Origin of the sequence: Alteribacillus bidgolensis (assembly GCF_002886255.1) — a bacterium.
GTDB classification, from domain to species: domain Bacteria; phylum Bacillota; class Bacilli; order Bacillales; family Marinococcaceae; genus Alteribacillus; species Alteribacillus bidgolensis.
In genome coordinates, this window is the sequence record NZ_KZ614149.1 from 934038 (window position 1) to 949360 (window position 15323).

A 15323-nucleotide genomic window follows, 5' to 3' on the forward strand; every position below is an offset into this window, starting at 1 on the left:
TCAAGAAATTACATTTAGCCGATAGAATAAGTCTTCTCTAAATTCTCCTTTTTGAACCATTTCTTCAACGGAACGGTGTGTCGCTGTAATAATGCGAACGTCCACTTGTACCCGTTTTGTTCCGCCTACTTTGTAAAAGCCGTTTTCTTGGAATACGCGAAGCAGTTTAGCTTGCATTAAAAAAGACATATCTCCTATCTCATCAAGAAACAATGTTCCTTTATGGGCAATGTCAAAACTTTCCTAGCTTCCCCTTTTGTACGACCCCTGTAAACGCACCTTCTTCATAGCCGAAAAACTCAGATTCTAATAGGTGCTCAGGAATCGCAGCGCAATTAACAGTAATAACGGATCGTCTCCGCGTGCACTAACGGAGTTCGTGTGCGAACAATTCTTTGTCTGTACCGCCTGTCCGTAGCCGTTTTATTTCATATTGGAGAATGTTTGTTGAGAGAGAAAAAGAAGAGCTGAAGCATTAACTTGTAGGCTTTTTTTCCCATTGTTCGATCGATATGGTTTTAGGTTTATTGGATTTGGCGTACACCGCGTTATGAATAAGAATATCAAATCCTGGCAGTTCTTTCATCATGCGATGGATGTCTTCTTCTTTGCTGACATCGGCTTGTATAACTTCAGCTGATCCCCCATTTAGTACATGGTGGGAACACCGATAAAGAAATGTGTTCGTTATGAATCGTTTCTGCAACCGTTTCCAATTCGAAATGTTCAAATAATCTAAACTTTCCTTCTTTCATGAAAATAAGTAACAGACCGGCCATAAGAACTAAAAGATGGGATAGCGGTGTGACAATACAACCAAAATGGTCTTCGTTTAATTGGATCCCCTCTGCGTAAAATTCAGCATTCGTGTTTAAGTTATAATGGGTCAACTCTACTCCCTTTGGCTGGCCGGTTGTCCCAGAAGTGTATTAGATACAAGCGGTTACGTCTGGAGAAAGATCGATAGTTTCAGCTTCTTGATCTACTTCTTTTATTTTCCTCAGAGACAGAGTATGCTGGCGCTTTTGAAATTTCGTTCGTATCCGTTAACATTATCATTTCTAAATAAGAAAGCTTAGAAAAAACCGCTTCTACATCGTTTGCTTTTTCAGAAGTGGTAAAGAGAATTTTCGTTTCAGAGTTTGATAAAATATATTCTGCTTCTTTTATCTTAAACATGTAATTGAGCGGTACAACGATGGCACCTAGTTTGAGAACAGCATAAAAAAGATAAATAAATTTATGCTGTTTGGCAGCCAGACAGCGATGCGGTCTTCTTTATTCACTCCTCTGTTTCGCAAAAGATTAACATATACGTTGGTTTGCTGGTTAATGTATTCATAAAAATACGTTAGAATACGTTTTCTCTTTAAAGCGTACTGCTTCTGCGGTTGGTTTTCTCCATGCTTGCCTTTCAAGGGAAAAAGCCAGGTTCATTCGTTAACCTCCTTTTTGAGAAACCAGGCTCCGTCCGTGAATATGGTTTCCCTGTAACGTAAGAAGCTAGTTATTTTCAAAGAAAGTGCGATCCGAATTAATGCGGTATAGAAAGAACTAATTTCCCGAAGTTTACGCCTTGATCTATTTTTTTGTGTGCCTCGGCTGTATCTGAGAGCTCAAAGGTTTCATCAATGACAGGGTGAATACCATGAGCTTCCCAGAAGTTAAGCATTTGCTGAAATTCTTTTGGCGACCCCATTGTAGAACCGAATATATTTAATTGCTTAAAGAAAATCCGCGGCATGACTAATTTCTCCACCGGCCCTTTTGTGGCTCCAAAAGAGACGATTCTGCTTGCAGGCTTTGCTAAAGTGATAAGATCATTAAAAACATCGCCGCCGATGCTGTCAATAGCCAGGTCAGCCCCTCCGCTCATTTCTTGTAATTCTTTGACCCAGTTGATTGATTCCTTGTAATTTACGCCGCCAGCAGCCCCCATATCGACAGCTTTTTGAATTTTTTCATCACTGCTTGACGTAACAAATACTTTCGCTCCAAGGGCAGCTGCGATCTGTAAAACGAATGTGGCAACACCTCCTCCGATACCAGGAATAATGACACTTTCTCCAGGTTTTATCTGCCCTCTTGTTACTGCAGCTCTAAATGCGGTTACCCCGCCAAGCCCAATAGCCGCCGCTTCTTCAAAGTTAAGATGCTCTGGTTTGTGGAAGACGTTTTCTTCGGGAATGCTTATATATTGAGCATAGGTTCCATCGATAGGAACTCCTAGTACCGAAAAGTCCGGCCCTGCATAATCTGGATGATCTCCCCAGTTCATCGTTGGGTTTATGACAACTTCCTGCCCTTTTAGTGCACTTTTTACCCCTTCTCCAACTTTGACAATTTCGCCTGAACCATCTGCGCCAAGGATGGATGGAAGTTTTATTCCAGGGTATTGGCCATAGCGAATAAATAAGTCGCGTCGATTTACAGCAGCGGCGTGAAGTTTTACCAATACATGTCCTCGTTCTATGAAAGGATCCGCTGTTTCTTCGTAATAAAGTTCACCAGGATTGCCAATTTCTTTTAAGATAATTGCTTTCACGCTTTTCCTCCTATACATAAATACATTTTTTAAAAGGTTGGTCTCTGTCATGGGACGGGGCTGATTTAAAGCATGACTCCATTTTCCTTTAAACGTTTATATTCGTCACTTGAAATATTTATTTCGGCCAACAATTCTTCTGCATGTTCTCCAAGCCTAGGTGCCTTTTGTTTGTAAGTGCCAGGCGTTTTCGACATTTTAATAGGGGGAGAAATATGAGGATGGTTTTCAGTCTGTACCATTTCTCTATAAGCTAACTGCGGGTTATGTTTCATTTCTTCTAGGGTTAAAACAGGTGCCACACAGGTATCCATATCAGAAAAAATAGTAAGCCATGCTTCTAATGGCTTTTCTGAAATGATTGTTTGAATATCCGCTTTTAATTGATGCTGTTTAAATAAGGGAGCATCTAAAAGCGGAATAAACTCTTCTTTACCAATTCCTTTACAAAATGCTTCCCAAAATTTTGGTTCCAAAGCTCCAACCGATAAGTAACGCTTGTCTTTTGTTTCATACACTTCATAACAAGCTTTGCCGCCAGAAAGGGTTAATTCTCCGGGGCGGGGTTCGACGTTGGTCGTTAAATAATCAGGGAGAATAGTCTGCATCCACGAAATGACATTATCAAGCATGGATATATCGATAAACTGACCTTTTCCTGACTTTTCTCTTTCTAATAAAGCCATCATAATTCCAAACGCTGCAGGTAATGCTCCTCCGCCTAAATCGGCTATTTGCGCAGGAGGAACTGTTGGTTTTGTATTTGGTCTTCCAAAAAAATGGAGAAGACCGGAATAACTAAGATAATTTATGTCGTGGCCGGGCAAGTCTTTATATGGTCCGGTTTGGCCATATCCTGTAATGGCACAATATACGAGGGCTGGATTAACGGATGCTAATACATCATAGCCAATACCAAGTCTGTCCATCACTCCGGGGCGGAAGGATTCCACCACAACATCAGCTTCTTTCACCAGCTTTAAAAAAACTTCTTTGCCTTGATCTGCTTTTAAATCAATACTTATACTTTTTTTGTTTCTATTTAAAGAATGAAAAAATGCGCTGTTTTCATCTATTTTTGGTTCTTCCCATCTTGCATAATCGCCGGTTTTCATATCTTCTACTTTGATTACTTCCGCTCCGTAATCTGCGAGCAGCAGCGTACAATAGGGTCCTGGCAAAAGTCTTGTTAAATCAAGAACGCGATAGGAATTTAGCGGCATGGCTTGTACACCTCCTGCTTCGTTATATCATTTATAAGTTAAGATTTTTTGCAATAATTCCTTTCATAATTTCATTGGAGCCCGCATAAATCGAAGTGACAGCGGTATCACGAAATCTTCTCGCTATTTCGTATTCTTCCATATATCCATAGCCTCCATGAACCTGCATACACTCCACAGAGACTTTTTTTGCTAAATCTGTTATCCACCATTTAGCCATAGAAACTTCAGTAACAATATCTGCCCTTTCTATATGTTTTTCAATCAATTGATCAACAAACGTGCGGCCAATTTTAATTTCGGTTGCCATTTCCGCCATTTTAAATTGTGTATTCTGAAAGGAGCTGATCACAGAATACGGAAAATCCGCTTCCAAGCCTCCGTATATTTCTTCTGCCCACGGGCATAAAAAGCCTTGTTCCCCAAGCTTCTTCCAAAATGAACGAGGTATTGTTTTTTGGTTTTCCCATGTTTCAAAATATGGTTCAGCTTCTTGTTTTAAAAACTTTTGAAGAGAAGCACGAAAGATTTGATGTTCTTCCTTTATATATTGTTGGTTCATGATAATGCCCTCGTTTTCTATTTAACTCAATCGTTCGATAATGGTTGCATTGGCCATTCCGTGGCCTTCACACATGGTTTGCAGACCGTATCTTCCCCCTGTTCTCTCCAATTCGTGAATCATCGTTGTCATTAGTCTTCCTCCGCTTGCTCCTAACGGATGGCCCAGTGCAATAGCTCCACCGTTTGGATTTAACTTTTCCGGGTCGGCTCCTGTCTCTTTAAGCCAGGCGAGCGGTACCGGCGCAAAGGCTTCATTAACTTCAAAATGATCAATATCGTTTATCGCAAGTCCTGCTTTTTTAAGCACTTTTTCTGTTGCTGGAATGGGGCCAGTTAACATAAGGGTAGGGTCGGAACCTACAACACTGCGGGCGAGGACTCGAAAACGCGGTTTTAAACCAAGTTGTTCTGCTTTTTTTCGTGACATTAATAAAACGGCCACGGCGCCGTCGCTGATTTGGCTTGAGTTCCCTGGATGAATTTTTCCATTTTCATCAAAGGACGGTTTTAAGCTTCCCAATTTTTCTAAACTGCTGTTTGCTCTTGGTCCTTCATCGTTTTTCATGGTTTCTGATCCATTACTCTCTGGAGGAGTTACTTCAAGCGGCATAATTTCTCTATCAAAGCGTCCCTCCTTTTGAGCGTTAATCGCTTTTTCATGACTTTCTAGCGAAAATTCATCTAGCTGCTCTCGGCTGAATCCCCATTTTTCTGCGATACGTTCCGCAGACAATCCTTGATTGATCATTTCATATCTGGACGTCAATTCGTCACTGAACTCGACTCCCTGGATGTTGGAGAACATAGGAACGCGTGACATGTTTTCAATTCCCCCTGCTACCACCACATCCATATCCCCGCTTGCAATTGCTTGAGCCGCAAAATGTACTGCTTGTTGACTCGACCCGCATTGGCGGTCAAGCGTTGTGCCAGGAACTTCGATCGGATAATCCGCAATAAGCGCGGAAACCCTTGCAATATCAAAAGCCTGTTCACCTACTTGGGATACACAGCCGAAAATTACATCTTCAATGAGGCCAGGCTCTATATTTGTCCGTTTTACGAGTTCTTTTAACGGTTGTGCTGCTAATTCATCAGCACGTACTCCGCTAAGTTTACCTTTTCTTTTTCCAACGGGTGTTCTTACAGCTTCCACTATTACGGGTTCGTTCATATCTTATCTCCCTCTCCACTTTGTTTTCATGCCCTTTTATTTGAAACATTCTGACATAAAAGTATTTTATTTCGGCTGCATTCTGATTGCACCATCGAGGCGGATTGTTTCTCCGTTCAGCATTGGGTTTTCAATGATGCTTTGGGTTAAATTTGCAAATTCTTCCGGACGACCCAATCGGGATGGAAATGGAACCATGGCGCCAAGGGAAGCACGTGCTTCTTCTGAAAGCGTTTGAAATAAGTGTTTCAATTAATCCAGGTGCAATAGTCATTACTCTTATCCCATGTTTCGCAAATTCTCTAGCGATTGGCAGAGTCATAGAAACGATCCCGCCTTTTGATGCATTATAAGCTGCCTGCCCAATTTGTCCTTCATAAGCGGCTACAGAAGCTGTGTTAATAATCAATCCTCGTTCGCCTTCTTCATTTTGTACGTTTTGGATCATTCTTTCTGCAGCCAATCTCAGCACATTAAATGTTCCTATTAAATGCATGCCGGTTTTTGTACAGCCATAATGATCATATATTTCTTGTCCAAAATTGTTTTTGAAAAAACGAACGATTTCCGGTGTTTAGAGGTTCACCAGCGCTGCTGAATTTTTTAACTTGAAACGTGTGCTGCTTAATAAGCTCTTCTCCTGCGGCTTTCATCATTCGGTAAGCGGTAGGAGCGTAGGCAAAACATGTCACTTTATAACGTTCCATTAAATCATAGTACGCTTTAATATCAAGTCCCCCTTTATAAATGATGATCGGAACGCCAAGGCTTAACGGGCTTATAATGCTGTTAAAAAAACCATATGCCCATCCTGGATCTGCACCGCCAAAGAATATATCATTAGAATGCAGCCCGGGTGCGTATTTTGTATAGGGATATACGCTCAGTAAAATTTTATGCCCCCAAACAGCTCCTTTTGGCATCCCTGAGAGCCTGATGTAAATTGAATAATGCTTGGATCCATTAAGGTTGTTTTTTCTGTTTCATAGTGATTAGAAGCGTTTTCAAGCTGTCCCCAAAAGTTATGAGCAGGTGGAGTGTCATCATCAATGACAAATATTTGTTCGACAAGGCTGATATTGTTTACCTTTTTCATTTGTTCTTGATTGCTGACAAGCATCTTGCTGCCTGAAACAGACAATCGGTGAGCAATAGCTTCAGGTCCAAATGCTGTAAATAATGGTACATACACTGCGCCAATTTTCCACGTCGCTAGAGCAGTGAGTACGAGTTCAATATCCTTTCCAAATAAACAAGCAACTCGGTCTCCTTTTGTTACACCAAGAGAGCGAAAGCTGTTGGCAAGCTGATCAGATTTTTCTTTTAGTTGAGCAAAAGTCCAAGTCTGCTGTTTTCCTGATTGATTTTCCCAATATATAGCAACATGATCAGGATCGTTAGAAAAGCGGTCACAGCATTCATGTGCTATGTTAAATGATTGATTGGGATTAGAATCAAAGGATTGTTAAGCTTCCTCCCAAGTAAAATTTTTCGCTAATTCTTCATAAGCTAATTTTTGAATCATGTGAACAGCTCTCCTTTTTTAAGCAAAAAATAATACAAGTATATCCCTTATACCTACAATATTATGCAAGAAATTTGCCAATCTTAAAAAGTTTGTAAAATAGGATGTACAGAAACTTTTAAAGTTATTTTTGTATAAATTTCATACAAACGACAGCTTACATGTGTATTATATTCAAACAATTCCGTTCTCTTATGGGAGATTTTCCACTGAAGTAATTAATTCACTTGTTGGCCTCTCCATCCCAAAATGGCCGCCGCAGTGCTTTTTTGTCTATTTTTCTAAACGGCGTTACGTTGAAATTTAACATGACTATTTCTCCTTTGTAAACGTATGATTAATTTTTGAACCATTGTTTATTTTATTGTATTTTAAATTTTTAGAAAAAACAACATATTTTTTAATCAATACAAGAAGATGATGCAATGTTTTAAAAAGTTTTTCATTGCAATAGTTGACTTCATATTTGCTCTGTAAGCCGTAAGTTAAATTTTTTTCATTTTCCAACAAATATAATATAGCCAATAAAAAAAACCCCTGATCAGGGGTTCGTTCAGAGGCACAAAACATTCTAGTAAGCCATGTTCTGTTCCATTGTGCTGCTGCGGTTTTTCACCTTGCACTCCGGAGGCAGTCATCTATCTGCAGAGTTTGACTCTGCCCTTTCTTTCCGTTTTATTCCTTCAGAAAGGCGCCCCTACCAACATTTGGGTTTCTCGCTCGAGGGGTTTACCGCGTTCCACTCCGTTTGTTTCCAAACGGACTACGTCACTGTGGCACTTTCAGGGTAATAAGACCATATCATAGCGACACAGGTCGTTTCCCCGCCGTCAGCCTAGTAAGGTACCAGACTGCCCTAACTTATGGTTTCGTCAGGCACGAACACTACAGCCGTCTCAGGCTGTGCGAGCATGGACTTTCCTCTGCACGATATGTGCAGCGACTGCCAGAATGTTTTATGCTTCATTTTGTGACAAATGCTATTATAACGCGAATGAGTTTGTTTGGCAACCTATTATTTCAGGAAAGTTTTAGGAGTTTTTTTGGATCGCACGTTTCGATAGCTGGTCAGCAGCCCGATTTGTACTCGAAGGTATCCACTTTACGAAACACAATTCACATTCCTCTAATTGAATTAATATTTCAGAAAGGTACGGCTTATACGCGGCTTTTTTTGTATGGCGTTTTTCTACAGCTTCATCGACAAGTTTTGAATCTGTACATATAGAGGCCATATTCCAATTATTTTCTTTGCATATCTTTAATGCTTCGAGAAGCGCTGCAAATTCAGCTTCGTGATTGGTCATTGGACCAAGTGGGATAGCGTAGTGTTCATTTTCTCCGTTCCCTTTATTAATAAAAATTCCTGCACCAGCAGGACCAGGATTCCCAGCACTTGCCCCATCTACAAATATCTTTAACAATCTTACCTTAAACCTCCCGTAAAGAAAAATGCGAGCGTCTGGATTATGCGTTATCTAAATTAACAGACTCGCAAATATGGTTCTATTGACGGACCAAAGGAATCTTTGTGAGATACATAAGTGGATATTATATTATGCAAATATAAATAAAGCTTGTGAAGACTGTTGCTTTTTAAAAATTCATCTCTTTTAAATAAGGTATTTCTGAGCGGGCTTTCTCTAAAACATTTTTATCAAAATGCCCATATATCAACTCTTCTTGATGTATAGAGGCTTTTTGAAGCACTTTTCCGAAAGGATCGATCCATTGTGTACTTCCGCATGCATTGTCAGATATTGTATTTACACCAGCAACATAACATTGGTTATCTAACGCCCGGCAAGGCAGTTGAATGTCCCAGCGTAATTTTGCCGTTTTGCTCCAGACAGAAGGGCAGATAATAAGGTCTGTTCCTTTTTTGGCTAGTTCTCTTGCTGGTTCAGGAAATTCCATATCAAAACAAAGTAAAATACCAATACGTCCAAATCGAGTGGAAAAAGGGTCATAGCTCTTAGGACCCGGGGAAAAAATTTCTTTTTCTGCTCCCCATAATTTTGATTTTCGGTAAAAGCCGAGCTGTCCTTTTGGCTCATCGATAAATGCAGTCATAATATATAATTGATCTCCGCTTCTTTCTGGAAACGAAACAACAATGGCCATCCCCGTTTTTTCACTGAGATTTCTAAAAAATTCAATGCTGGGTGTGTTTTTTTGTGCTGGTTCTGCTAGTTGAAAAAACATTTCTTTTTCTGCATGATAACCGCTTAATGTAAGCTCAGGAAATACTACTAAATCAGTACCTTTCGATGCAGCTATTCTTACCGTTTCCGCACAATGCTTCTTATTTTCCTCCACTTCTCCATGAAAGGAAAGTTGTTGTGCTAAACATATTTTGAAGCTGTTTTTAGTCATATAATTTTTTGCCAAATACTTCTTTTTCTAGATTTGACAACCGTTTTAGGATATCATAGTTTGTACCGCCTGCTGCCTGTACAGAAGATGTCTGATCTGCTGCAGGGGCTTGAGGTTCTCGATTAAACCGTGTTTCACCAGCAGTTCTATTAGAATGCTTTTTTGATTGTTCTAAAGATTGTTCTAGTTCATTTATTCTCTCTTCAAATGCTTCATAATCTTGAATAATCATGTCAAGAAATTGGTCCACTTCATCTTTATTATAGCCTTTCATGCTGCTTTTAAAGTCTTTATCTAAAATTTCTTTGGCTGATAAACGGATGTTTTGCATGCTTTGGTTCACCCCAAATATCATTTCAGTTTAATTTATGAAAATTATAAATCGTTATTTGTATTTCATTTTTTCAGAACTTCAGGCAAAAGTCAATTTGTAATGCCTTCACTCTTCAAAGGCGTCTAGTTCTTCTGACATATCTTCTACCGTTTGCTGCAGGTCATCGGGTGTAATTCTGTATATTGGATAATGATCGGTGGCAGCTTTTCGTTCGGCTGCCTGCAAATAATAACGAGGAGTTCCTTCTTGTTCTTCGGAATATAATATCAATAGGGCATCTGTTTTCATGACAATAAAATCATTTTTCGCTCGCAGCTGTCCTGGATTATCATAGGGCTTTTTAGATATTGCTTCTGTAAAATCAGCCTTATTTATGATACGTTGGTACCTTTCCTGTGCTTGTTCTGGCCAAATGCTTTCTTGTTCCAAAAATGGAGGAAGAACGGCAAGTTTTAAAGCATCCCATGAATGTTTTAAATCAATGACCACTTCAGCGGTCCATTGTTCTACACCGGGCTGACCTGTAACAACAATCCATTCAAGTCCTTCATCTAAAAAACCAATCAGTCTGTTTTCAATCGTTTTTTTGATGTAGGTAATTTCGTTTGCATTCGGTTGAAAGATTCCCATTTCCTGAGGTTTATAACCAGTAACCGCAAGTACTCTCAAAAAATGTTCACCTCTTTTCTGTTTTCAAATGAAACCGACGGGGCACCGCCGGTTTATTTCCCTTCAATCCTTTAGTTTGAGTTCGACATTTGAGTGCTAATGTTCTTGTCGTAAAACAGTAAATTTTCCCTAAATATGTTCTATTCTGCGCTTGCCCGGGAAATATTTCACTTCATCATTTCCCTATTTCCTTTTTATTTTGTAAGCGCTTCATTCGTTTGTTTAATTGCGGAGTCACATTACCATTTATTTTAACTGCTTTATGGACAAAGTGCAGGGCTTTTTCTGGATTTTTTTCTCGATGTTCATAAAATTTAGCAATTTCAATGGCAGCATCTGCGCTGTTAGAGCTATTATTTTCTAATACTTTAAGGAAACACTCTACTGCTTCTTTTTCTTGATTTAATTTTTTATTTACAAAGCCAAGCGCAAACATGCACTCTTCTTGCCATTCCCTTCTCTCTATTGTTGTTTCGAGTGCTTTTACAAAACACCATCTTGCTTTGTTCCATTCTTTACACTGAACGTACCATCTCCCTATTTCATAGGTTTCTCGACCGCATGATCTATTGCTTAGTACTCGTTTGGACAGATCGATATAAAGTGTGATTAAAGATAAAACATCCCACTCGTTATGCGTGAGCACCCCTTTAATATAATTGGGATGTTTTTCATTTAAAAAGTCAAAATAAAGCATTGGTGCTAGATATCCCGGGGTGTCATCGATACGCTCGAATTGTAATATTTCTTTTTCTACGACAGAAAGCTTACAAGAAGACAGCCGATGTTTAAAGAGCCGGCGGGCAGCGTGCAATAAATCAAAATGACCGAATGCAGGTAGTTTAGGAACTTCGTTTCGCACAAACGTGTGCCTCGTTTTTAGCTGCGGCCAGTCAAAGGCTTTTCCGTTATACGTGACAAGGTTTTGTGTAGAAGCCGTATCTGTTAAAAAATGATGATACAAGGCGACTTCAGCTTCTGGACCTGGCAGAAAAAACTGACTGACTTGTACATGTTCTTTTGTAAATTGTGCACCGCCGAGTAAAAAAATCATGTTTCCTGCCCCGCTGTTTAAACCCGTTGTTTCGGTATCAAAAAATAAAAGATCTTCCGGACTTCTTTCATTCGGATGAAGAGGATGAAACGCTGTTTCGTTTTTCCACTTCTCCCAAACATCAAAAAGCTCCTGTAATTTATATTTTCCATGAGCATGCTTGAATGGATAAACGACTTCCCTCTTTATCATGTACTGGTCTTCTAAAAAACGGGATTCTGCACTCAAGTCCTCCCACACTTTTGCAAAAGGAATTTCTTTATTATGGTAATGATCGACAGGGACCGTTTCCTTATCTTCCTTTTCTGACTGGACAGGCTTATTATCTCCTAAATGGTGTTTCATACGATGTAGTTTATTTTTCAGCTTCAAACTGGTGTTCCTCCTCTAACAATCTCATTAGACGAAGTGTGAGCCATTTTGCTTCTTCGCCAAGATTTAAATCAGAACCAACGCATGATGGGCAACCCGTTGTACAAGGACAAGATTGTATAAGCTTTTTGCCGTTTTGCAGAAGTTCCAGCAAGCTGTAATAAACTGCAGAAGACAAGCCTACTCCGCCAGGATATCTATCATATAAAAAAATGGTCGGCTTTTCAGAATGAGTTGCTTTCATTTGCGGGACCACATGGAGATCGCTTTGGTCACACATAACATGTATGGGTGCTACATGGCGGAGAACATTAGCAATTCCTATTAAGGCTTGTTCCAACGGTTCTTTCCCAAACTTGGATACAGTTTGATATGGAAAACTTATCCAGCAGGCATTGGTATGCAATTCTTCTTCGGGAAGATGAATCGAACCGGAACCGATATTTTCAAAGGTCGTCATTTTTATTTTTTTAAAGATCGTCGCTTTTGCGTTGACCATCACATCACCAAACGCAGATTCAAAAGACGGATATTCCGTGCTTTTATCTTCTTCTAAAACTTTTAATTCCACAGCAAGATTAGCATCTGTAAAGTATTCTACTTGCACTTCTTTGACATAAGCTTTCTTTTCTTCCCAGTCAAGTTCCTCCACTTGGTATTGAACACCTTGATGTAAATAAATGGCTTTATCATGTAACAGTGTCATCGCGCTAAATCGATCCATTTCGCCGATCACTTTCACGTTAGCAATGTCTGTTTGATCAATAATAACAACATTTTCCTGTGAAGCAGACCGTAAGCTGACACCATGAGCCGGGAAGCCGTCATTCATCCAATACCACTTATGGCCGCGGTGGTGCAATACTTGTTCTTCCGTTAAATATTCAAGTACCTCTTCAATCTCCACACCATCAAACGTTTCTCCTTCTTGAAATGGGAGTTCAAACGCAGCGCACTTAATGTGATCTACTAAAATAATAAGATTGTCTGGATGAATTCTGGCTGATTCTGGTGTTTGATCCAAGAAGAACTCGGGCTGCTGAATCATGTATTGGTCAACAGGAGCTGAACTGGCAACAAGAAGGATCAGCGATTCATCCTGCCTTCTGCCTGCACGTCCAGCCTGCTGCCAGGCACTTGCAACAGAACCCGGATAGCCCGTCATAATGCAAACTTGAAGCTGGCCGATATCTACCCCTAATTCTAGGGCGTTTGTACTGACTACTCCCATAATGTCTCCGTTTCGAAGTCCTTTTTCAATTGCTCTTCTTTGTTTCGGGAGATACCCTCCTCTGTACCCTTGTATTGATTTGGGGCCGAGCTCTTTTTTTACTAACTCTTGCAGGTGGCTTAATATCACTTCTACTCTCACCCGGCTCTTTGCAAACACGATCGTTTGTATTTTTTCTTTTAAAAAAAGCGAAGCCAATTTATTAACTTCCGAGGTCGCTCCTTTACGAATGTTCATTGCTTCATTAACAATCGGAGGATTATAAAAAACGAAATGTTTTTTTCCTCTTGGGGCTCCATTGTTATCAATTAAATGAAAGGATTCGCCCGTAAGTGTTTCGGCTAGTTCTTTTGGATTTGCAATGGTTGCAGACGTACATATAAAAACAGGTGAACTGCCGTAAAAATTTGCGATTCTCTTTAACCGTCTTACCACATTGGCAACATGACTGCCGAATACACCGCGGTACGTATGTAATTCATCAATAATAATATATTTAAGGTTTTCAAAAAGGGAGACCCATTTTGTATGATGAGGCAAAATAGCGGAATGGAGCATATCAGGGTTTGTAATAACAACGTGGCCGGCCTTGCGGATAACCTGCCTGATATTTGGAGCTGTATCCCCGTCATACGTATAGCTTTTAATATCCACTTCCATTTCATCTATTAATTCATTGATTTCACTTTTTTGATCTTGGGCTAGTGCCTTTGTTGGAAACAAATAAAGTGCTCTAGATTCTTTATCGTCAAGAATGGATTGTAGTACTGGTAAGTTATAAGATAACGTTTTACCGGACGCTGTTGGTGTAACAGATACCGTATGTTTTTGTCCCGCACCGCTTTTTTCAAAAGCAGTATGCTGATGGGTATAAAGAGACGTAATGTTCCTATTTTCCAGGGCTCTTACTATCCGTTTATCCAGTGATGAAGGGAACGAAACTGTTTTAGCTTCTTTTTCCTCAAGCGTATGCCAATATTCGATTCTATCGTTTAAAGTGGTTTCTTTTTTCATCCAATCGATTAATTCCTCAATTGATTTTTTTTTCATGAAGTTCACCCCTTTTATGGGAGTTAGCCTGAGATGCGTGCAACACAGCATTCGTTTCGGTACAATTTTCTTTTTACACTGTGTTTATACAAACAGATTATTTTAAGAAATGCGATCGCGCACGATTACATGCATCTCGGATTAACCCCGGTCAATAAAGCAGTATATATATTATAAAATAAAATCTCTTCGCCTTGGCATGAAAAGATATGAAGAACACTCTAAGAATGCCGTTTCCTATTCAAACCAACATTTATCATTCGTTTTCTTTCAACATATAAAACAAGCCGTGACTATGTGATGACGCTCACATAATAACGGCTTGAGCTCAAAAAGAATGTACTAATGTCTATGCCCCTAAATAAAGTTGACGCACTTGATCATTTTCTTTTAATTCTTCTGTTGACCCTTCCAGCTCAATTTTACCATTTTCTAAGATATAAGCATACTTTGCTGTTTCTAAAGCCAAATGTGCATTTTGTTCAACGAGTAGGATAGATATGCCTTCTTCATTGATTTTTTCCAAGGTAAGCATCAATCAAAAAATTCAAAATATTAACTCGATAACGTGTGTGTTTTATTAGTACATTCGACGGTAACAAAGGTAACGGTGCTATTAGCAATGAGTACTCAATAAAAAATACAGTACGCGTTATTTAAGCAGAAATATTTAGACACCCATCTATACATTTAATTTTAGATATTTAAAAAAACATCCTCCATAAAGGGAAGGATGTTTTTCTCAAGCAGAATAAAGGTGCTGTATTATTTTTTAGATGGAATGGTACGATCTATTACTCTTTCTTTATAAAGTTTGTTCATTTCTTCATCATTTAGTCTTACAAGAAGTGAATGCGGAATGCCGCAAAGTTCTTCAAGTTCTTTTATGAGGTTTATGCGATCTATTTCCTTCATTAAGATCGTCTCCCCTTCGCTAATGAGTATTATACTTATTTTTTTATTATACGTTATAAAACGAAATATTCAAAACATTTTATAAAAATCTGTATTAATACAGGTATATTACAAATATATGTATTCAATGATACAAAAAAAACAATAACGGGATATCTCCGCTATTGTACTAATAATTTTTAAGAAATATTGTTATTATCGAACAGTGTAATAATCATTAATCATCTGCAAAATAGATTTTTCTTCTTTGTTTGGTGTGAAACGGCGTTCGTTTGTCTTTTTGTGTGTTTG

18 protein-coding genes, 1 other RNA gene and 2 pseudogenes are annotated in these 15323 nt (G+C 39.1%); all 21 read right to left on the reverse strand.

Annotation, left to right across the window (positions count from 1 at the left end; genetic code table 11):
- The gene (locus tag CEF16_RS24280) at nt 1-189 is read right to left on the reverse strand and encodes a sigma 54-interacting transcriptional regulator (protein WP_245917766.1); all 189 of its coding nucleotides are present in this window, start codon (nt 187-189) and stop codon (nt 1-3) included.
- 43 nt (nt 190-232) lie between these two features.
- The gene (locus tag CEF16_RS24285) at nt 233-346 is read right to left on the reverse strand and encodes a sigma 54-interacting transcriptional regulator (protein WP_342750494.1); all 114 of its coding nucleotides are present in this window, start codon (nt 344-346) and stop codon (nt 233-235) included.
- Between the two features lie 129 nt (nt 347-475).
- A complete protein-coding gene (locus CEF16_RS23575; protein ID WP_170031595.1) occupies nt 476-730 on the reverse strand; it encodes a Rossmann-fold NAD(P)-binding domain-containing protein in 255 nt (84 codons plus the stop codon).
- Nucleotides 633-890 carry a hypothetical protein gene (locus CEF16_RS25225; RefSeq protein ID WP_091580415.1) on the reverse strand — a complete coding sequence of 86 codons (258 nt, stop codon included), beginning with the start codon at nt 888-890 and terminating at the stop codon, nt 633-635. The genes CEF16_RS23575 and CEF16_RS25225 overlap by 98 nt, the downstream gene beginning before the upstream one ends.
- 79 nt (nt 891-969) lie before the next feature.
- A complete protein-coding gene (locus tag CEF16_RS25230; RefSeq protein ID WP_091580417.1) occupies nt 970-1260 on the reverse strand; it encodes an AMP-binding protein in 291 nt (96 codons plus the stop codon).
- A 274-nt stretch (nt 1261-1534) separates the two neighbouring features.
- Nucleotides 1535-2545: a zinc-binding dehydrogenase gene (locus tag CEF16_RS04900; RefSeq protein ID WP_091580420.1), complete on the reverse strand. Its 1011-nt coding sequence runs from the start codon at nt 2543-2545 to the stop codon at nt 1535-1537.
- A gap of 65 nt (nt 2546-2610) precedes the next feature.
- The gene (locus CEF16_RS04905; protein ID WP_091580423.1) at nt 2611-3768 is read right to left on the reverse strand and encodes a CaiB/BaiF CoA transferase family protein; all 1158 of its coding nucleotides are present in this window, start codon (nt 3766-3768) and stop codon (nt 2611-2613) included.
- Between the two features lie 31 nt (nt 3769-3799).
- Nucleotides 3800-4330, reverse strand: a complete 531-nt coding sequence (locus tag CEF16_RS04910) for an acyl-CoA dehydrogenase family protein (RefSeq protein WP_091580428.1) — start codon at nt 4328-4330, stop codon at nt 3800-3802.
- A gap of 21 nt (nt 4331-4351) precedes the next feature.
- Nucleotides 4352-5506 (reverse strand): thiolase family protein, encoded by a 1155-nt coding sequence (locus tag CEF16_RS04915; RefSeq protein ID WP_091580432.1) that lies wholly within the window; start codon nt 5504-5506, stop codon nt 4352-4354.
- Nucleotides 5507-5572: 66 nt separating this feature from the next.
- Nucleotides 5573-6002 (reverse strand): annotated as a pseudogene (locus tag CEF16_RS04920) (SDR family NAD(P)-dependent oxidoreductase); the annotation flags it as partial.
- Between the two features lie 25 nt (nt 6003-6027).
- A pseudogene (locus CEF16_RS25235) lies at nt 6028-6935 on the reverse strand (AMP-binding protein).
- A 408-nt stretch (nt 6936-7343) separates the two neighbouring features.
- Entirely contained in the window at nt 7344-7556 is a 213-nt protein-coding gene (locus CEF16_RS23185; RefSeq protein WP_139185888.1) for a hypothetical protein, read from the reverse strand.
- A 45-nt stretch (nt 7557-7601) separates the two neighbouring features.
- Nucleotides 7602-7985: RNase P RNA component class B (gene rnpB, locus CEF16_RS04935), an RNA gene on the reverse strand.
- A 77-nt stretch (nt 7986-8062) separates the two neighbouring features.
- A complete protein-coding gene (locus CEF16_RS04940) occupies nt 8063-8455 on the reverse strand; it encodes an RNase H family protein (protein WP_091580441.1) in 393 nt (130 codons plus the stop codon).
- Nucleotides 8456-8627: 172 nt separating this feature from the next.
- Nucleotides 8628-9407, reverse strand: coding sequence for a carbon-nitrogen hydrolase family protein (locus CEF16_RS04945; protein ID WP_139185889.1), 780 nt, complete (start codon nt 9405-9407; stop codon nt 8628-8630).
- Nucleotides 9400-9738, reverse strand: coding sequence for a cell division regulator GpsB (gene gpsB, locus CEF16_RS04950; RefSeq protein ID WP_091580447.1), 339 nt, complete (start codon nt 9736-9738; stop codon nt 9400-9402). Before gpsB ends, CEF16_RS04945 begins: the two co-directional genes overlap by 8 nt.
- 108 nt (nt 9739-9846) lie before the next feature.
- Nucleotides 9847-10410: an SLOG family protein gene (locus CEF16_RS04955; protein WP_091580450.1), complete on the reverse strand. Its 564-nt coding sequence runs from the start codon at nt 10408-10410 to the stop codon at nt 9847-9849.
- Nucleotides 10411-10585: 175 nt separating this feature from the next.
- Complete coding sequence (locus CEF16_RS04960) at nt 10586-11836, reverse strand: ribonuclease H-like domain-containing protein (RefSeq protein ID WP_091580453.1); 1251 nt, start codon at nt 11834-11836, stop codon at nt 10586-10588.
- Complete coding sequence (locus tag CEF16_RS04965; RefSeq protein ID WP_091580456.1) at nt 11820-14117, reverse strand: DEAD/DEAH box helicase; 2298 nt, start codon at nt 14115-14117, stop codon at nt 11820-11822. Before CEF16_RS04965 ends, CEF16_RS04960 begins: the two co-directional genes overlap by 17 nt.
- A gap of 349 nt (nt 14118-14466) precedes the next feature.
- Nucleotides 14467-14643 carry an ATP-binding cassette domain-containing protein gene (locus tag CEF16_RS23585; RefSeq protein ID WP_170031601.1) on the reverse strand — a complete coding sequence of 59 codons (177 nt, stop codon included), beginning with the start codon at nt 14641-14643 and terminating at the stop codon, nt 14467-14469.
- A 239-nt stretch (nt 14644-14882) separates the two neighbouring features.
- Nucleotides 14883-15032: a hypothetical protein gene (locus tag CEF16_RS23590; protein ID WP_170031604.1), complete on the reverse strand. Its 150-nt coding sequence runs from the start codon at nt 15030-15032 to the stop codon at nt 14883-14885.
- Nucleotides 15033-15323 lie beyond the last annotated feature (291 nt).